Raw genomic sequence first — 17,828 nt, 5'->3', positions numbered from 1 at the left:
CCCAGCCTCCATCCGCTGGCGATAAAACCGGACAACTCACGTGCTACCTAATCCGGACAACTCATGTGCTTACGACATTGTGGGCATGCACATGTTGCGCGCCGCGCGCGGCGCCGCTATAGGCCGGGGCTGGTTTTCCCGAGGCACAAACATGTCCGTTGACGTCAAGACAGTGAAGCGCGTCGCGCGTCTCGCCCGCATTGCGGTGAGCGAGGAAGATGCCGAACGCATGACCGGCGAGCTGAATGCCATACTGGGCTTCGTCGAACAGCTGAACGAGGTCGATGTTTCCGGGGTCGAGCCGATGACTTCGGTAACTCCGATGGGGATGAAGAAGCGCCAGGACGTCGTCACCGACGGCAACAAGGCTGCCGACATCGTCGCCAACGCGCCTGCCACGGAAGAGAACTTCTTCCTCGTGCCGAAGGTCGTGGAGTAACAGGCCGATGGCCATCGAAATCGCCATCGAGACGCCGCTGCAGGACGATGTGCGCGGCTTGGTCGCGGAGCTCAACGAGACGCTGCTCGAACTGACGCCGCCGGAACACTGCTATCACCTGACCGTCGAGCAGATGGCCGGCCCGGACACCACGGTCTTCGTCGTCCGCGACGACGGTTTTGCAATCGGTTGCGGGGCGCTGAAGCGCCATGACGGCGCCGTCGGCGAGGTCAAGCGCATGTACACGCGGCCCACGCATCGCGGCCAGAAAATCGGCGCCAGGATCGTGGAGCGTGTCGAAGCGCTGGCGCGCGAGGAAGGATTGAAGCGTCTGGTGCTGGAGACGGGCGATCGCCATCCTGCCGCCTGGGCTGTCTATGAACGTTCCGGCTTCTCGCGTTGCGGTCCGGTGCTGGATTATCCCGATTCCGAGTGGTCGGTGTTTTACGAAAAGAGCCTTGCCTGATGAGCGACCTGACCCGACTGACGATTTCGCAGGCCCGCGCCAAGCTGCGCGCCAAGGAAATCACCGCGACCGAGATCGCCGACGCCTATCTTGCTGCGATCGAGCGCGCCAATCCGGCGCTCAACGCCTACGTCGTGGTGACCGGCGACAAGGCGCGCGACATGGCCAAGGCCTCCGACGCCAGGCTGGTCAAAGGCGAGGGCGGTGCGCTGGAAGGCATTCCGCTCGGCATTAAGGACCTGTTCGGCACCGAGGGCGTGCACACCCAGGCCTGCAGCCATGTGCTCGACGGTTTCAAGCCGCATTACGAATCGACCGTCACCTCCAATCTGTGGGCTGACGGGGCGGTCATGCTGGGCAAGCTCAACATGGACGAGTTCGCCATGGGCTCGTCCAACGAGACGTCCTATTACGGGCCGGTGGTCAACCCGTGGCGGCGTTCGCGCGTCGATACGATGGTGATGCCGACCACGCATCAGGGCGATGGCGGCTTCGTTTCGGCCGGCGGCACCAGGACCGCGCGCACCCTGGACAATGCGCAGCTGGTGCCGGGTGGCTCGTCGGGCGGCTCGGCCTCCGCCGTCTCGGCTTTCCTGTGCGCGGGCGCCACGGCCACCGACACTGGCGGCTCGATCCGCCAGCCGGCCGCGTTCACCGGCACGGTCGGCATCAAGCCGACCTATGGCCGCTGCTCGCGCTGGGGTATCGTCGCCTTCGCCTCGTCGCTCGACCAGGCCGGGCCGATCGCGCGCGACGTGCGCGATGCCGCGATCCTGCTCAGATCGATGGCCTCCGTCGATCCGAAGGATACGACCTCGGTGGACCGGCCGGTGCCGGACTACGAGGCGGCGATCGGCAAGCCGATCAAGGGCATGAAGGTTGGGATTCCCCGGGAATACCGCGTCGACGGCATGCCGGAGGAGATCGAGGCCCTTTGGCAGAAGGGCATTGCCTGGCTCAGGGATGCTGGCGCCGAGATCGTCGACATCTCCTTGCCGCACACCAAATACGCGCTACCGGCCTATTACATCGTGGCGCCCGCCGAAGCCTCGTCCAACCTTGCGCGCTATGACGGCGTCCGCTACGGCCTTCGCGTGCCGGGCAAGGACATCGTCGAGATGTATGAGAAGACCCGCGCCGCCGGCTTTGGCCGCGAGGTCAAGCGCCGGATCATGATCGGCACCTATGTGCTGTCGGCGGGCTATTACGACGCCTACTATCTGCAGGCGCAGAAGGTGCGCAATCTGATCAAGCGGGACTTCGAGAACGTCTTTGCCGCCGGCGTTGATGTCATCCTGACACCGGCGACGCCATCTGCCGCCTTCGGCATTGCAGACGAGGACATGGCTTCCGATCCGGTGAAGATGTACCTGAACGACATCTTCACCGTCACCGTGAACATGGCGGGCCTGCCGGGCATTGCGGTGCCCGCCGGCCTAGACCCCAAGGGCTTGCCGCTCGGCCTGCAACTGATCGGCAGGCCGTTCGAAGAAGAGACGCTGTTCCAGACCGCTGCCGTCATCGAGCAGGCGGCCGGAACGTTCCAGCCGGAGAAGTGGTGGTAGGATCGTTTCTCATCTAAGGGGTGAGGGATGTTCTTTTATCTTTCGAAAATCTTCTGGTTCTTTATCCAGCCGCTCAACCTGACGATCTTCCTGCTGCTGGCGGGGCTGGTCTCGGCATTTTTCGGCCGCCCGCGGCTGGCAGCCACCGGCGGCGTGCTGGCGTTTTTGGTTCTGGCGCTTTCGGCCTGGACCTCGCTCGGCGCATTGCTGCTCAACCCGCTGGAGGAACGCTTTCCGCGCCCGCCGCTGCCGCAAAAAGTCGATGGCATCGTCGTGCTCGGCGGCGGCTTCGAGGGCGGCATCAATCTGGTGCGCGGCGGTTATGAGCTGAACAGCGGCGGCGACCGGATGGTCGAGACGGCCGTGCTGGCGCGGCGCTTTCCCGACGCCAAGGTGGTCGTCTCCGGCGGCAATGGCGAATTGTTCCTCGACGGCGAGGGCGATGCCGCCACCGCGCCGCGCCTGCTTGGCGCGCTTGGCGTGACGCCGGAGCGCCTGATCCTCGAGGGCAAATCGCGCAACACCTATGAGAATGCCGTCTTCACCAAGGCCTTGATAGCGCCGAAGCCGGGCGAAACCTGGCTGCTGGTCACCTCGGCCTACCATATGCCGCGCGCCAAGGCGCTGTTCGACAAGGCCGGCTTCGTGACCGTCCCGTGGCCGGTCGACTATCGAACGTCGGGACGCGAAGGCATCGGCCTGTTCCGCGACAATCCGGCCGATGCGCTGCAGGCGGCCACCATGGCGATCCGCGAATGGATAGGGCTGTTCGCCTATTGGCTGTCCGGCCGCATCGATCGGCCTTTTCCCGCACCTGGCGGCTGACCGATCACGGCGCGGCGCGCCGCCGAGAAGAACTGGCGCCGCACCAGAACGGCCAGGAGCAGAAGCGTCGACAGCACGAACACCACCGGATCGACGAACCAGCCGAGATAGCCGATCGAAAAGAACACGCCGCGCAGGCCGGAATTAAAATGCTTGCCTGCCAGCATGTTCATCTGCGCCGCCCTCCACACCGCCGTTTCGGTGACCGGGTTGCGCGAGGCTTCGCCATGCGGGATCGGCACAGCACCGATCAGGATCGAGCAATAGTTGAACAGACGGTAGGCCCAGCCGAACTTGAAGAACGAAAACGCCAGGATCAGCACCAGTCCCAGCACCTTGATCTGAAAAGCCGGGCGCGACGAGGCGCCGCCCAGAGGCAGGGTGCTCAACACCTCGAGGACGCGGTCGGAGGCACCGAGCAAGGCAAAGCAGCCGCCAAGCGCGATCAGGGAACTGGAGGCGAAGAAGGCGGTGCCTTGCTGCAGGCCACCCATGATGGCTGTGTCGACGATGCGGATCTCACGCTCGGCCATCCGGTGCATCCAGGCCTGACGCTGCGCATTCATCGCCGTTGTCAGCGACATGCGGCTGACTAGCACGCCGTCCGAGGCGAGCGTATGCAGAACCCACGCAATGAGGAAGAACGCCAACGCCGCGAGATCGGCTGTCGAAAGATCGAGGGAATCGCCCATTGGCGGAACCTATCACATCCAGTGCGATTGCTTCGATCGTCCGCCGGCAGCGACGGTCATGTCGCTGCCGGAGCAAACAAGGTCGGCGGGCGCTGCGCCGCGCCGTTCAAAACAGCGGAAACATCGCGGGAGTTCCTATATGTAGTCCCAGAGCGGCTTCGGGAGATTGTGGCGCGTGTTCCTTTCGGTTTTCGACCTGTTCAAGATCGGCATCGGACCATCGAGTTCGCACACGATGGGACCGATGACGGCCGCCCGCCGTTTCCTCGACGAGATCGCCGGAGACGACTGGCCGCGTCCGGTCGGCGCCAAGGTCGCTCGCATCGGCGCCAGCCTGCACGGCTCGCTCGCCTATACGGGCATCGGCCATGGCAGCGACCGTGCCGTCATTCTCGGCCTTGCCGGCCAGACGCCGCAGACGGTCGACCCTGACCAGGCGGACGGCATTGTCGCTCGCATCACCGCCGACAAGCTGGTTTCACCGCGCGGTCATCCTTCCTACCGTTTCGATCCGGCCAGCGATCTGGTGCTCGATCGCAAGACGCCGCTCCCCGGCCACGCCAACGGCATGGCGTTTTATGCCTATGACGCTGGCGACCGCCTGCTGCTCAAGCGGATCTATTATTCGATCGGCGGCGGCTTCGTGGTTTCGGAAGAAGAGCTGCAGCGCATGAAAGCCAAGGGTTCGGTGACGACCGAAGGCAAAAAAGTCCCTTATCCCTTCAAGAACGCCCTCGAGATGCTGAAGATGGCTGGCAAGAGCGGCCTTTCCATTGCCGAGATGAAGCGGGTCAACGAGGAAACACAAATGTCGCGCGATGAGCTCGACGACGGCCTCGACGCCATCTGGGGTGCCATGAAGAGTTGCATCGAGCGCGGCCTGTCGCAGGACGGCATCATGCCGGGCGGGCTGAAGGTGCGCCGCCGGGCCAGGCAATTGCACGACAAGCTGCAGGAGCAGTGGCAGCAGAACCGGCCCAATCCGCTGCTCGCCAATGACTGGCTGTCGATCTATGCCATGGCCGTCAACGAGGAGAATGCGGCCGGCGGGCGCGTGGTCACCGCGCCGACCAACGGCGCGGCCGGCACCTTGCCGGCAGTGCTGCGCTACTGGCTGCATTTCCATCCCGAGGCCGACCAGCCCAGCATTCGCGATTTCCTGCTCACGGCAGCCGCCGTCGGCGGCATCATCAAGTCCAATGCGTCCATCTCCGGCGCCGAGGTCGGCTGCCAGGGCGAAGTCGGCTCGGCTTCGGCCATGGCGGCGGCCGGCCTGTGCGCGGTCATGGGCGGCACGCCCGAACAGGTGGAGAACGCCGCCGAGATCGCGCTGGAGCACCATCTGGGCATGACCTGCGATCCGGTCGGCGGGCTGGTGCAGGTGCCCTGCATCGAGCGCAATGCGCTAGGCGCGGTCAAGGCGGTGACGGCCGCCTCGCTTGCCATCAAGGGCGACGGCACCCATTTCGTGCCGCTGGACGCCGCGATCGAAACCATGCGCCAGACCGGCCTTGACATGAACGAGAAGTACAAGGAGACCAGCCTCGGCGGGCTGGCGGTCAATGTGGTGGAGTGTTGAGGGCTGGCGCACATTGGGCGCCGCAACTTAGATCAAACTTCGGCATCAGCATCTGCTTTTGATGATATACCACCTCGCGGTGCATGTTTTCGGTAGAGCGCGCTGTGTCATCACCAATTTATGGCCTGGGAGGGGTAAGTATGCGAGGCGCTCGCCGATTCATATTTGGTATCATGTTCGTTATGAACATCGCGATGTTCTTTTGTCTGGCGTACCTGTTCATCGGGCGCGGCTATTATGTAGTGTCGGGGTTTACGTCGGTTGAGGTCGTAACGATCGTCCTTGCCGCCTTGGGTGTGCTTCTGACGGCGCTTGGCATTTTCATCGCTATGCTGGCCGTTTGGGGCTATCAGTCACTCCACTCGTTGTCCGGCGAAATTGCACGCAAAACCGCGGAGAATCTGGTAAGATCGGAACTGCCTGCAATGGTGAGCCGCGAGATGGCAGACCAGTTGGCGTTGAAAAACTCTCTTGGAACTACAAGTAGGGTTACTGACGATGCTCAAGCTATTGTGAACAGTCTCGACGGAGACGAGCCATGATCAATTACGGAAATGTTAACGCGATCGTTCAAAAATACGCGCTAGTGGCGCCGGTGAATGTAAAGGCCATAATCGGCGAGATCGGGCTTACTTACGTTGAACGCGACATGCCGCCAGGCGAGTCCGGTTACATCGAGTATGACGGGTGGCATTGCACGATTGCTGTCAACATCAACGACGGACCACAACGTAAGCGCTTCACTGCCGCTCACGAACTCGGCCATTTCATGATGCACCGAGATCTCCTCAAGAAGCACAAGCACCTGGACCGTCTTTTTGACGAAGCGGCCAACCGCAATCCAGAGCGCCCCCTCGACTACAAGCATGAGGTTCAGGCCAACCAGTTTGCGTCCAGCCTTCTCATGCCGAAGGTTACGATCGAACGGCTTTTGAATGAAGGCGTGACGACAATCCACGACTTAGCATTGCGTTTTGATGTTTCCCGGCTAGCGATGGAGTATCGGCTGAAAACGCTTGGCCTCATCCGACTGGTGACAGACGCGACCCAATCCGTCCCTGCTGAATAGCTCCGCGCGCCTATGACACTCACTCCCATCCTGGCCATAGGCAGGAGCGTCAGGCACAGCTTCAGCCCGCTGGCACTGTGGAGAACTTGCTCAGGCCGTTGACGCATCCGTGCGACGGATTAAATCTTGGGCAATGGCTCTCAACCTCCTAAAGCTCTGCGTCGGCTGCGACAGCGTCGAGGATCTCGAAGAATGGATCGCGTTCCGCCTCGACGAGCGGCGCCGTGCCGGCGAACCGGCCGAGCATTGGCACACCACCCGCATGGTGCCGACGCGCGCCGATGAGGTTACCGACGGCGGCTCGCTCTACTGGGTGATCAAGGGAAGTGTGCAATGCCGGCAGTTGATCACCGAGATCCGGCCATTCACCGATGACGAGGGCATCGGCCGCTGCCATCTGATGCTGGATCCGCAAGTGGTGCGCACCGCCTGGCAGCCGCGCCGCGCCTTTCAGGGCTGGCGCTATCTAAAGCCATCGGATGCACCTGCCGATCTCGGCAAGGGCAAGCCGGGGCAGGTCGAAATGCCGCCGAAACTCCGGCGCGAGCTCGCCGATCTCGGCCTGCTCTAAGTCACAATCGGCTTGTTCCGAGCCGCCAGTTGGCTTGCTCCGGGGCAATCTGGCGGCATGGCCGGCCCGCATGGGCGGACTGCGGTTGCTGGCCCTCAATGTTGCTGTCCGTTGGACTTGCAAGCGTCGCGACAACGCCACATCTTGAAAATCATGAGCGATAGGAACCATCCGGTTTCGATATCTGACGCATTCGCGCCGACCACATCGCGCCGCGGCGTGGTGGGATGCGGACCATGTGTCGCGCAAGGTCATGATTTGCGGCGCAGAAATAACACCCGGTGGCGGCATGCTCGTGTTCAGGAGTAGTTTGGAAAACCGGCCGATCGCCGGGCATTCACGGGGCAGTGGAATATGATAGGCGCGATCATCGCTGTCGTCGCATTGCTGCTGGTGCTGATGGGCCTGGCAACGGCTTTCGTGCGGGCCGACCCGAGCAGGCTGGCAGGCGACATGAGGAAGGTTGGGCCGGTTTTGCTGGCATTGGTCGGCGGCGCCGTGCTGCTGGTCGGGCGCGGCGGTCTCGGCGGCATCATCCTGCTCGCAGCGATCGCCTGGTACGGCTCGATGCGGCTGAACCGGCGAGCCGTGATGCCGGCGCGGAGACGCTCGACCGTACGCACGGCGGCGCTGGAAATGGACCTCGATCACGATACAGGAGGCCTTGAAGGCCTTGTCCTGGCAGGCCGCCATGAAGGCAAGATGCTTGGTGCGATGGGCAAAGCCGAATTGCTGCAGCTGTTTCGCGAACTCTCCGGTGACCCGGAGAGCCGGCAACTGCTAGAGACGTATCTTGACGGCAGATTTCCCGTCTGGCGCAAAAACGCTGAGGCGCACGGTGGCGAAGGGCTGGGTATTGCGCCAGGTCCGGGCGCCATGACTAAGGAGGAGGCCTACAAGGTCCTTGGTCTTGAAGCGGGGGCCGCCGCGGCGGATGTCCGCAAGGCGCACCGCCGCCTGATGCAGCGCCTGCACCCCGATATCGGCGGCACGTCTTTCCTGGCGGCGCGGATCAACGAAGCCAAGGACGTCTTGCTCTCCAATCACGATTAGTCTCCTTCGACGCAGAAATTTCCGGGAGATATCTTCCACGCCGTCCCTACTGCTGGACGGCGTAGCACTCGATTTTCTTCTTCTTCAGGGCGGTGCAGGCCTTCCAGGCAGCGGTCTTGGAGCCGAAGCCGCCGAAGCGGGCGCGGTAGTAGGTGACGCCGTCCTTGTCGAAGGCGACGGTGAAGCCGGAGGCATCTGCCAGCACCTTGGGCGCCTGCTTGGTGGTCTTGTCGAGGAAGGCCTGGGCTTCGGACTGTTTCGGCGACGAGGCGACCTGAATGGCCCAACCCGACGGCACCGACGCGGTATTGACCGGGTCGACGGCCGGCGCGGGCTCGGCATAAGCGGACACCACCTGTGCCGTGGCGACCTTGGGGGCGGAGACGATAACCGTCTTCACCTTCTTTGCCGGAACAACCACTTTGGTTTCTTCGGCTGCGTTATCGTCGGCGTCCTCGCTGTCGCCCTGGGCTACCGTCGCGTCGTCGGCAACGGCCTCGTCCGCGTCATCGGCGCTTGCCACCGCCACCGGCTTCTCGTCCGGAGTCGGTGCGTCGTGCTTGGGCAACAGCACTCTGGCCAATGCCGTCACCGGGTTGCCGCTATCGGCCTTTGCGACCAGATCGCCGCCGCCCCGGGTCGATGCCCGCGGCAGATAGGTGTTGATCAAGGCCGCCATCTGATTGTCGCGGCTGCTGCCCGAGGTGCCGCCCATGACCACGCCGACAATGCGACGGTTGCCGTCGGAAACCGACGAAACCAGGTTGAAGCCCGAAGCGCGGGTGTAGCCGGTCTTGATGCCGTCGACGCCCTTGATGCGTCCAAGCAGGCGGTTGTGGCCGTTGATGCGCTGGCGGCCATAGAGGAAGGAGCGCTGCGAGAAATAGCCGTAATATTGCGGGAAATGTTCGCGCAGCGCGATGCCGAGCGTTGCCATGTCGCGCGCAGTGGTGAACTGGCCGGGATCGGGCAAGCCGTTGGCGTTGCGGAACACGGTGCCGTTCATACCGAGCTGCCGCGCCTTGGCAGTCATCATGCGGGCGAAGTTGGTCTCGTTGCCGCCGAGCATTTCGCCGAGCGCGGTGGCCGAATCATTGGCCGATTTGGTCACCATCGACAGGATGGCGGTCTCGACCGCCACCGATCCGCCCGGCTTCACGCCGAGCTTCGTCGGCGGCTCTGCCGCGGCATGAGCCGAGAAGACGACCGGCGAGTTCCGGCTGATCTTGCCCTTGGCCAGAGCCTCGAAAGTCAAATAAAGCGTCATCATCTTGGTGAGCGAGGCGGGATAACGCCGGGCGTTGGCATCCGAGGAGTAGAGCACCTTGCCGGTCTTGGCGTCGACCACGATGGCCGCGGACTTCGCGGCGAGCGACGAGGCCGCACTTGCAACGACGATGGTCATCGCCACGGCGATGATCATGACCGTTTTGAAAGGGGACGCGGATTTGGAAACGATGCCCGACAACGCCTGACGCACTGATAGTTCCTTTGAATTTCTTGTTGCGCTGGAGGCGGCAAAGGGATCCTGCCTCACTTCCGGGCAAGCTATCGGGGCAGCGTTACCAATCCGTTTATGGTAACCGCCGCGTTCACCATTTTCTGGTGGTTTGAGCCTCTGTTTATTCGAATTTTAGCCATTGCCCACACCGGCTAGGACGGAAGCTGGCGATTTCTTGACTTTTGTGCGTCGCACAATATATTCGAGTGCATTGCACAAGGCGCTCGGGGCAGGGCGCATCAACCGTCCAGGGAGAATTGAAATGACGCAGACCTATGAGGACTTCAGCAAATACGGCAAAGAGTTCGCCGACACCGGCTTGAAGAGCTTCGCCTCCTTGTCCAAGGGCGCGCAGGCAATTGCGGCCGAGGCCGGCGAATACACCAAGAAGAGCTTCGAAGCCGGCAGCGCCGCTTTCGAGAAGATTGTCTCGGCCAAGTCGCTCGACAAGGCGATCGAGGTCCAGTCCGACTATGCCAAGCAGTCCTATGAGGCGTTCGTCGCCGAGGCCACCAAGATCGGCGACCTCTATGCCGAACTCGCCAAGGAAGCCTACAAGCCGTTCGAATCGATCGTTGCCAAGGCGAAGTAATTTCGTTCGGCAGTACGAGATCTGGGCCCATTGGGCCAAGACAGAGCCCGGCCGCGCCAGCGTGGCCGGGTTTTTTCATGTCAATTTCCGATCAGGGGCCTGGCTCGCCTTCACGATTGCGAAAATCCGCCAAGTTGGGCACCTAGCCATATTGTCAGCTAACCAGAAGGGCTTAAAATCGTCCATCGAACACCTACATGTCGAACTCGCATGAGGATTCGAAAGAGGCAGGATTACGTGACGATCGGTTTGACTGCCACCAGGGCACGGATGCAGAACGGCAGCGGCGACGGCAATGAGGCCGGCCGCGGCACGGCGGTCATCACGCGCACAAAGACCAAGACCAAGAAACCCAGCCTCTATCGGGTCCTCATCCTGAACGACGACTACACACCGATGGAGTTCGTGGTTCACGTGCTGGAGCGTTTTTTCCAGAAGGACCGCGAAGCCGCCACACGCATCATGCTTCATGTTCACAATCATGGAGTGGGCGAGTGCGGGGTCTATACATTCGAGGTGGCCGAGACCAAAGTGTCCCAGGTCATGGATTTCGCCCGACAAAATCAGCATCCGCTGCAATGCGTGATGGAGAAGAAGTGAGGTAACATGCCGGCTTTCTCCCAAGGCCTGGAAAAGGCGCTTCACCAAGCGCTGACGCTCGCCAACGAGCGGCACCATGAATATGCAACCCTTGAACATCTGCTGCTCGCCCTGATCGACGACACCGAGGCGGCCGCCGTCATGCGCGCCTGCAATGTCGATCTCGACGAGTTGAAGCACACTGTTCTCACCTATATCGACACCGAGCTCGACAATCTGGTTACCGGCTATGACGAGGATTCCAAGCCGACCGCCGGCTTCCAGCGCGTCATTCAGCGTGCGGTGATCCATGTGCAGTCGTCCGGCCGCGAAGAGGTCTCCGGCGCCAACGTGCTCGTCGCCATCTTCGCCGAGCGCGAGAGCCATGCCGCCTATTTCCTGCAGGAACAGCAGATGACCCGTTACGACGCGGTCAACTACATCTCGCACGGCATCGCCAAGCGTCCGGGCGCGTCGGAGACGCGTTCGCCGCGCGGCGCCGATGACGAGCAGGGTGGCGCGAACGGCGCCGAGCCGCAAGAGGAAGGCGGCAAGAAGAAGCAGCAGCAGGACGCGCTGACCGCTTATTGCGTCAATCTCAACAACAAGGCCAAGGCCGGCAAGATCGATCCGCTGATCGGGCGCGAGTCCGAGATCAACCGCACCATCCAGGTGCTGTGCCGCCGTTCCAAGAACAATCCGCTCTATGTCGGCGATCCCGGCGTCGGCAAGACGGCGATCGCCGAGGGCCTCGCCAAGCGCATCGTCGAGGGTGATGTTCCGGAAGTCTTGCACAACGCCACCATCTTCGCGCTCGACATGGGCACGCTTTTGGCCGGCACGCGCTATCGCGGCGATTTCGAGGAGCGGCTGAAGCAGGTCGTCAAGGAGCTCGAGGATTATCCGGGCGCTGTGCTGTTCATCGACGAGATCCACACCGTCATTGGCGCCGGCGCGACGTCGGGCGGCGCCATGGATGCGTCCAACCTGTTGAAGCCGGCACTGTCTTCGGGTGCGATCCGCTGCATCGGTTCGACAACCTACAAGGAGTTCCGCCAGTTCTTTGAGAAGGACCGCGCGCTCGTACGTCGCTTCCAGAAGATCGACGTCAACGAGCCGACCATCGAGGACGCCATCGAGATCATGAAGGGCCTGAAGCCCTATTTCGAGGAGTTCCACAAGGTCCGCTACACGACGGAAGCCATCAAGGCTTCGGTTGAGCTGTCGGCGCGCTACATCAACGACCGCAAGCTGCCGGATAAGGCGATCGACGTGATCGACGAGACCGGCGCCTCGCAGATGCTGGTGCCGGAGGCCAAGCGCAAGAAGACCATCGGCATCAAGGAGATCGAAGCGACGATCGCCACCATGGCGCGCATCCCGCCGAAGACTGTTTCGGCCGATGACGAGAAGGTGCTGCAGGGTCTCGACATCGAGCTGAAGCGCGTCGTCTACGGCCAGGACACTGCGATCACCGCGCTGACCTCGGCGATCAAGCTGGCGCGTGCCGGCCTGCGCGAACCGGAGAAGCCGATCGGCTCCTATCTGTTCTCGGGTCCGACCGGCGTCGGCAAGACCGAAGTCGCCAAGCAATTGGCCGCTTCGCTCGGCGTCGAGCTGATCCGTTTCGACATGTCGGAATATATGGAACGCCACACGGTCTCTCGGTTGATCGGCGCGCCTCCCGGCTATGTCGGTTTCGATCAGGGCGGCCTTTTGACCGACGGCGTCGACCAGCATCCGCATTGCGTGCTGCTGCTGGACGAAGTCGAGAAGGCGCATCCGGACCTGTTCAACATCCTGTTGCAGGTGATGGACCATGGCAAGCTGACCGACCACAACGGCAAGCAGATCGACTTCCGCAATGTGATCCTGATCATGACCACCAATGCGGGCGCGTCGGATGCGCAGCGCGCGGCGATCGGTTTCGGGTCGACCAAGCGCGAAGGCGACGATGTCGAGGCGATCAACCGGCTGTTCACGCCGGAGTTCCGCAATCGTCTCGATGCGATCATCCCGTTCGGCTCGCTGCCGGTGCCGGTTATCCATCAGGTGGTGCAGAAGTTCGTCATGCAGCTGGAGGCCCAGCTCTCCGAGCGTGGCGTCACCTTCGACCTGTCGCCGGATGCGATCGCCTGGCTCGCCGACAAGGGCTATGACGAGCGCATGGGTGCGCGTCCGCTCGGCCGCGTGATCCAGGAGCACATCAAGAAGCCGCTGGCAGACGAAGTGCTGTTCGGAAAGCTCAAGAAGGGCGGCACGGTGCGCGTCAGCGTCGAGAAGAAGGAAACCGGCGAGACCGGCCTGAAGCTCGAATCGCTCGCCGACGAGGCACCGGTGAAGCCCAAGAAGGAAGAACCGGAAGACGCCCCCAAGCCGCGCAAGGCAGTGGCCAAGAAGCCGGCGGCCAAGAAGGCCGTCGCGCAGAAGCCCGAGCCCAAGGGCAAGGACGGTGGCAAGCGCAGCCTGGTGCCGCAACTGCCGCGCAAGAGCTGATAGTCACTCCCTCGAAAAAGCCCCGGAGACGGGGCTTTTTCATTGGCACAAAGCGACGATCACTGAAGCGCTGCTGTCGGCCCCTGGACAGCAAGCGGCGTTGGGCGGGTTTTGGCTGATTTGTCCGTCCAGGACGGTGGTGCTCCCACGTTGGCGCCGACCATGCCGAACAGGCCGGGCGCGCGGCCAAAGACCTCGCAGGCCGCGTATTTCGGCTTGCCGCCGAGGAACGATTTTATGCGTTGGCCTGACGGTATCGAGATATGCAATCCCGACGGCGCCTTGCCGGTGACGAGCATGCGCGAAAAGTCGTTTCCGAAAGTAGCGCCCAGACTGTACGCATCGCCGATCTCGGATGACGGTCTTTCCGCGCCGCTTGCCAGGCGAGCAGGACGGACAGTTCGCGTCTCGGTATATCGACGGAGCTGGACCCGACCGTCACGCTGAAATTCAGCGGGTCGATGGTGACCATGCCAACGGTAATCCGCGGCTCCTGCGCAACACCGCCCGCAGCCGCGCCATCAGTTCATCGATCAGGAAGGGTTTGCCCAGATAGTCGTCGGTGCCGGCATCGAGCCCCTCAATGCGCTCTTTCGGCTCGTTGCGGGCCGTCAGGACGATTACCGGCGCATCGACACCTGCCGCCCGCAGCCTGGGAATGAAGCTCAGTCCCTCTCCATCCGGCAATGTTCGGTCGAGCAGGATTGCCCTCATAGACGTGCTGGCACGACAGTTCGATAGCATCGCCAAGCAGCATGGTGTGATCGACAACGACGCCTTGTTTGCCAAGCGCCCTGGTGAGCGCGTCAGCCATTTCTCTTTCGTCCTCGATCAACAGAACCCGCATTGCACGTCCACGTCTCGCCGGTGCCTTGTCATCCGTCAGGATTACAGCAGCATTGCGAACAACAGCCGTTCGCCAGATGGCTGCGTGCGTTCATTTCCATGGGATGGGGAATTTTATGTCCGGACCAGGCCAGATCATCATCCTCAACGGCGCACCGCGATCGGGGAAATCGAGCATCGTCCAGGCAGTTCAGGAGAGCTTCGAGGGCCCATGGATGAACCTGGGGGTCGACACCTATGAGCAGGTCACGCCGCTGCGCTGTCGCCCGGGGATAGGTTTGCGGCCCGGCGGCGAGCGCCCGGATATCGAGGGTCTCGTGCCGAGGTTCTACGCCGCGCTCTACGAATCGATCGCCGCCCACAGCCGAGTGGGGTTGAATGTCGTGGCCGATCTCGGTCATCACGACAGCTATTCGCGACCCCTTGATTGCCTTGTCGATTGCGCCCGGCGCCTCGCAGGCCTGCCGGTTCTGTTTGTCGGTGTCCGCTGCCCGATCGAAATCATCATGCAGAGGCGCGCCGACAGTCCGGCGGGGAGGGGATATGTGACGGGATCGCCTGACGACCCTGTACCGTTGGCGGTGCGTCTGTGGCAGGAGGAGGTACACCGGCCTGGCGTGTATGATCTGGAAGTGGACACATCGCTGCTGACGCCGGCACAATGTGCGGATGCGATCCGCGGGCGGCTCAGGCAAAATGTAGAGCCTCCGACGGCGTTTGAGAGGCTTTTGGCGTTCTCCGCAAACAAGCTGTCCTGATCGCGCGCTCAGCGGCGATGAGAATGAATCTCAGCCGCGCGGCCCGCTCCTCATCTACGGCGGGCATAATCTGATTGATGTGCTCGGCGGAATGGCGATCACGCTGATGTCCCGGCGGCTCGGATCCATGATTTTCGATGCGCAACCGCGTAACCTTCCCAGACGGCCGCAGCTGCTGGGAACCACTGAAAGCCAGGCGTCAGGATAGTGGCATGGCCGCCTTTATCCGGCCGGCATTCTCGGCCAGCACCTCGGGTTTCTCCATCTGGCCCGTATGCGGCTTCAGCGCGATGCCTTCGAAGCGCGGAATGACGTGGACGTGAAGGTGATAGACGGTCTGCCCGGAAGCCGGCTCGTTGAACTGCATCACGGTGACACCATCGGCCTTGAATGCCTCGCGGACGGCGAGCGCCACCTTCTGCACGACCGTGAAAAGCGGGCCGAACGTTGCCGGATCGGCGTCGAGCAGATTGCGCGACGGCGCCTTCGGCACCACCAGCGTATGGCCCGTTCCCTGCGGCATCACATCCATGAAGGCAACGACCGCTTCGTCCTCGTAGACGCGGTGCGAGGGAATTTCACCGCGCAGGATCTTGGCAAAGATGTTGTCGGTGTCATAGGCGGTTTCGGCCATGGCGAACGCTCCGGATTGTGCCTCGCTAATTGGTGTAGCGAAGCCTCTCGTGAGCGGCAAGACGATCGGGCGAGATCGATGAAGCCGATCTCGACAGGCGTGCACTGCCAACCCAGGGATGCCGAACCTGACATATGCTCCTGCCCTGCAGGATGGGCCTACTCCTCGAGATCCTTGCGGAACGGTGTGTGCTCTTCCAGGTATTCGCCCATGCGTTCAACCTCGCGCCGTTCGCGCCTGAGATAATCGGCGACGGCGTTGCGCAGGCCGGGATGGGCGATGTAATGCGCGGAATGCATGGTCACCGGCCGGTAGCCTCGCGCCAGCTTGTGTTCGCCCTGTGCGCCCGCCTCGACCACCTTCAGCTTGCGTTCGATGGCGAAGTCGATGGCCTGGTGATAGCAGACCTCGAAATGCAGGAACGGATGATCCTCGATGCAGCCCCAGTTGCGGCCGTAGAGCGCATCGGAGCCGATGAAGTTGATAGCGCCGGCAATGTAGCGGCCGTTGCGCCTGGCCATCACCAGCAGGATGTCCTCGGCCATGCGCTCGCCGATCAGCGAGAAGAATTCGCGGTTCAGATAGGGCCGGCCCCATTTGCGGCTGCCGGTGTCCATGTAGAAGGCGAAGAAGTCGTCCCAGGCCCGTTCGGTGAGGTCCTTGCCGGTAAGCCAGTCGATGGAGATGCCGTCGGCAAGCGCCTCGCGGCGCTCCTTCTTCATGGCCTTGCGCTTGCGGGAGGCCAGCGTGGCGAGGAAATCGTCATAGGTCGAGAAGCCCTCGTTGACGAAGTGGAACTGCTGGTCGGTGCGATGCAGGAAGCCCGCCGCCTCCAGCACGTCCACGTCGCTCTCCTGCGCGAAGGTGACATGCGCGGAAGAGACGCCGAGCTTTTCCGCCACCGCCTTCAATCCCGCGGCGAGCCCGGCCTTGACGGTGCCGGAATGCTGGCCCCTGCTCACCAGCAGGCGAGGGCCGGTGACCGGCGTGAACGGTACCGAGCATTGCAGCTTGGGATAATAACGGCCGCCGGCGCGCTCGAAGGCATCCGACCAGCCGTGATCGAACACATATTCGCCCTGGCTGTGTGACTTGAGATAGCAAGGGACCGCGCCGAGCAGCGTGCCTTGACCATTCTCCAGCCTGAGATGATGACCTTGCCAGCCAGTGCGCCGCACGGCGCAGCCGGAATCCTCGAGTGCGCTCAGGAAAGCATATGAAACGAGGGGGTTATAACCGTTTTCGGCATCACTGCGCGTAGTCCCGGCGAAACCGTCCCACTCTTCGCAGGTGAAGGCGCCGATGCCCGCCGCAATGCGGATCGCATACTCCGCATCAACCGTTTGCCCGTCGCCGTCGTCGCCCTGATCCATGAGGCTTATTTAAGCTCCATCCGGACCGCTACAAGTCACGTTCTAGGCACCCATATCAAGCGACCTTGACCAGATCGGGCTCGAACCCTTCGAACGTCATCTGGTCCGCATATTTGAATGTAAGATCGACCGCCGGCTGGTCATGCACCGTCCAGGTGATGACCGGCATTTTGAGCCGTTCACGGACAAAGCTGACGAATGGATTCGGCAGGTCGCCCGCTGCGTAGGAGGTGAAGGCGATCTGATGCGCCAGCATGGCGAAATGCGCTTCAATCAGCCTGTCGTCCTTGCCATAGGCGGTCAATCCAGCCGGGATGCCCGGCGCATCCCTGGCGAAATCGCGGATCAGCCAGTGGTCGAACGACATGATCGCCACCTTGCCTTTGTAGCGCTTGAGCAGCCTACCGACGCTCGCCACAAGGCCATTGTCGTATCCAGCCACGCCTTTTAGTTCGACCACCAGCGGCACCCGCCCGTCGATCAGATCGAGCGCCTCGCGCAGCGTCGGCACATGATCAGACGTGCCGCCGACCTTGAGCGCTGCCAGTTCGGCCGCCGTGCGCTGCCAGACGAAACCGTCGTGCCCAGTCAGCCGCTGCAAGTCGCCATCATGGATAATGACGGGAACTCCGTCCGACGACAGGTGCACGTCGCATTCGATGGCATAGCCGCGTTCGGCCGCGGCGGCAAAGGCGGAGAGGGTGTTTTCCCAGCGCGTCTTGTTCATGTCGTGAAAGCCGCGATGGGCGACAGGCCGGGCAATCAGCCAGGAAAGGTCGGTCATGTCAGG

At 62.4% G+C, this 17,828-nt stretch carries 18 protein-coding genes and 2 pseudogenes; 13 read left to right on the top strand and 7 right to left on the bottom strand.

Annotation, left to right across the window (positions count from 1 at the left end):
• The first annotated feature begins 151 nt into the window (after positions 1 to 151).
• From gatC to FJ490_RS07035, 4 genes are read left to right on the top strand one after another with little or no spacing between them, the layout of a single operon-like run.
• Positions 152 to 439, top strand: a complete 288-nt coding sequence (gene gatC / locus FJ490_RS07050) for an Asp-tRNA(Asn)/Glu-tRNA(Gln) amidotransferase subunit GatC (protein WP_140498745.1) — start codon at positions 152 to 154, stop codon at positions 437 to 439.
• Between the two features lie 7 nt (positions 440 to 446).
• Entirely contained in the window at positions 447 to 905 is a 459-nt protein-coding gene (locus FJ490_RS07045) for a GNAT family N-acetyltransferase (RefSeq protein ID WP_140525253.1), read from the top strand.
• The gene (locus tag FJ490_RS07040) at positions 905 to 2,470 is read left to right on the top strand and encodes an amidase family protein (protein ID WP_140525252.1); all 1,566 of its coding nucleotides are present in this window, start codon (positions 905 to 907) and stop codon (positions 2,468 to 2,470) included. The genes FJ490_RS07045 and FJ490_RS07040 overlap by 1 nt, the downstream gene beginning before the upstream one ends.
• Before the next feature lie 27 nt (positions 2,471 to 2,497).
• Complete coding sequence (locus tag FJ490_RS07035; protein ID WP_140729169.1) at positions 2,498 to 3,295, top strand: YdcF family protein; 798 nt, start codon at positions 2,498 to 2,500, stop codon at positions 3,293 to 3,295.
• On the opposite strand, the gene FJ490_RS07030 is transcribed toward FJ490_RS07035, so the two are convergent.
• Positions 3,244 to 3,987, bottom strand: a complete 744-nt coding sequence (locus tag FJ490_RS07030) for a DUF599 domain-containing protein (protein ID WP_140557715.1) — start codon at positions 3,985 to 3,987, stop codon at positions 3,244 to 3,246. The genes FJ490_RS07035 and FJ490_RS07030 overlap by 52 nt on opposite strands.
• Before the next feature lie 175 nt (positions 3,988 to 4,162).
• Here FJ490_RS07030 and FJ490_RS07025 point away from each other — a divergent pair, with 175 nt between their 5' ends.
• From FJ490_RS07025 to FJ490_RS07005, 5 genes are all read left to right on the top strand, one after another.
• Positions 4,163 to 5,566 carry an L-serine ammonia-lyase gene (locus tag FJ490_RS07025; RefSeq protein ID WP_140729168.1) on the top strand — a complete coding sequence of 468 codons (1,404 nt, stop codon included), beginning with the start codon at positions 4,163 to 4,165 and terminating at the stop codon, positions 5,564 to 5,566.
• A 182-nt stretch (positions 5,567 to 5,748) separates the two neighbouring features.
• A complete protein-coding gene (locus FJ490_RS07020; protein WP_140560939.1) occupies positions 5,749 to 6,108 on the top strand; it encodes a hypothetical protein in 360 nt (119 codons plus the stop codon).
• A complete protein-coding gene (locus tag FJ490_RS07015) occupies positions 6,105 to 6,635 on the top strand; it encodes an ImmA/IrrE family metallo-endopeptidase (protein WP_140560940.1) in 531 nt (176 codons plus the stop codon). The genes FJ490_RS07020 and FJ490_RS07015 overlap by 4 nt, the downstream gene beginning before the upstream one ends.
• Before the next feature lie 133 nt (positions 6,636 to 6,768).
• A complete protein-coding gene (locus tag FJ490_RS07010; RefSeq protein ID WP_140729167.1) occupies positions 6,769 to 7,206 on the top strand; it encodes a DUF1489 family protein in 438 nt (145 codons plus the stop codon).
• 354 nt (positions 7,207 to 7,560) lie between these two features.
• A complete protein-coding gene (locus FJ490_RS07005) occupies positions 7,561 to 8,259 on the top strand; it encodes a DnaJ domain-containing protein (RefSeq protein ID WP_181165338.1) in 699 nt (232 codons plus the stop codon).
• A 46-nt stretch (positions 8,260 to 8,305) separates the two neighbouring features.
• Here the strand turns inward: FJ490_RS07005 and FJ490_RS07000 are convergent, their stop codons facing one another.
• Positions 8,306 to 9,739: a D-alanyl-D-alanine carboxypeptidase gene (locus tag FJ490_RS07000; protein WP_140729166.1), complete on the bottom strand. Its 1,434-nt coding sequence runs from the start codon at positions 9,737 to 9,739 to the stop codon at positions 8,306 to 8,308.
• 283 nt (positions 9,740 to 10,022) lie between these two features.
• Here FJ490_RS07000 and FJ490_RS06995 point away from each other — a divergent pair, with 283 nt between their 5' ends.
• The 3 genes from FJ490_RS06995 to clpA all read left to right on the top strand — a co-directional run bounded on the left by FJ490_RS06995 (position 10,023) and on the right by clpA (position 13,427).
• Positions 10,023 to 10,352 carry a phasin family protein gene (locus tag FJ490_RS06995; protein WP_140498728.1) on the top strand — a complete coding sequence of 110 codons (330 nt, stop codon included), beginning with the start codon at positions 10,023 to 10,025 and terminating at the stop codon, positions 10,350 to 10,352.
• 270 nt (positions 10,353 to 10,622) lie between these two features.
• On the top strand, positions 10,623 to 10,952 hold the full coding sequence (gene clpS, locus FJ490_RS06990) for an ATP-dependent Clp protease adapter ClpS (protein WP_027051901.1): 330 nt from the start codon (positions 10,623 to 10,625) through the stop codon (positions 10,950 to 10,952).
• Positions 10,953 to 10,958: 6 nt separating this feature from the next.
• Positions 10,959 to 13,427: an ATP-dependent Clp protease ATP-binding subunit ClpA gene (gene clpA / locus FJ490_RS06985; RefSeq protein ID WP_140525247.1), complete on the top strand. Its 2,469-nt coding sequence runs from the start codon at positions 10,959 to 10,961 to the stop codon at positions 13,425 to 13,427.
• A gap of 59 nt (positions 13,428 to 13,486) precedes the next feature.
• Here clpA and FJ490_RS32615 read toward each other — a convergent pair.
• Both FJ490_RS32615 and FJ490_RS06980 read right to left on the bottom strand, forming a co-directional pair.
• A pseudogene (locus FJ490_RS32615) lies at positions 13,487 to 13,783 on the bottom strand (hypothetical protein); the annotation flags it as partial.
• A 26-nt stretch (positions 13,784 to 13,809) separates the two neighbouring features.
• A pseudogene (locus tag FJ490_RS06980) lies at positions 13,810 to 14,274 on the bottom strand (response regulator); the annotation flags it as partial.
• A gap of 115 nt (positions 14,275 to 14,389) precedes the next feature.
• Between FJ490_RS06980 and FJ490_RS06975 the strand changes: the two are divergent.
• Complete coding sequence (locus FJ490_RS06975) at positions 14,390 to 15,031, top strand: chloramphenicol phosphotransferase (protein ID WP_140584615.1); 642 nt, start codon at positions 14,390 to 14,392, stop codon at positions 15,029 to 15,031.
• 199 nt (positions 15,032 to 15,230) lie between these two features.
• Here the strand turns inward: FJ490_RS06975 and FJ490_RS06970 are convergent, their stop codons facing one another.
• From FJ490_RS06970 to FJ490_RS06960, 3 genes are all read right to left on the bottom strand, one after another.
• Positions 15,231 to 15,665 (bottom strand): HIT family protein, encoded by a 435-nt coding sequence (locus FJ490_RS06970; protein ID WP_140498719.1) that lies wholly within the window; start codon positions 15,663 to 15,665, stop codon positions 15,231 to 15,233.
• Positions 15,666 to 15,823: 158 nt separating this feature from the next.
• Complete coding sequence (locus FJ490_RS06965; RefSeq protein ID WP_140633226.1) at positions 15,824 to 17,038, bottom strand: GNAT family N-acetyltransferase; 1,215 nt, start codon at positions 17,036 to 17,038, stop codon at positions 15,824 to 15,826.
• 55 nt (positions 17,039 to 17,093) lie between these two features.
• Positions 17,094 to 17,822 carry a glycerophosphodiester phosphodiesterase gene (locus tag FJ490_RS06960; RefSeq protein ID WP_140515351.1) on the bottom strand — a complete coding sequence of 243 codons (729 nt, stop codon included), beginning with the start codon at positions 17,820 to 17,822 and terminating at the stop codon, positions 17,094 to 17,096.
• Positions 17,823 to 17,828: the final 6 nt, after the last annotated feature.

Source organism: Mesorhizobium sp. B2-5-11 (assembly GCF_006440835.1).
Classification (GTDB): Bacteria; Pseudomonadota; Alphaproteobacteria; order Rhizobiales; family Rhizobiaceae; genus Mesorhizobium.
The sequence above is the reverse complement of the archived record's forward strand: the minus strand, read 5'-3'. Positions and strand labels throughout refer to the sequence as shown.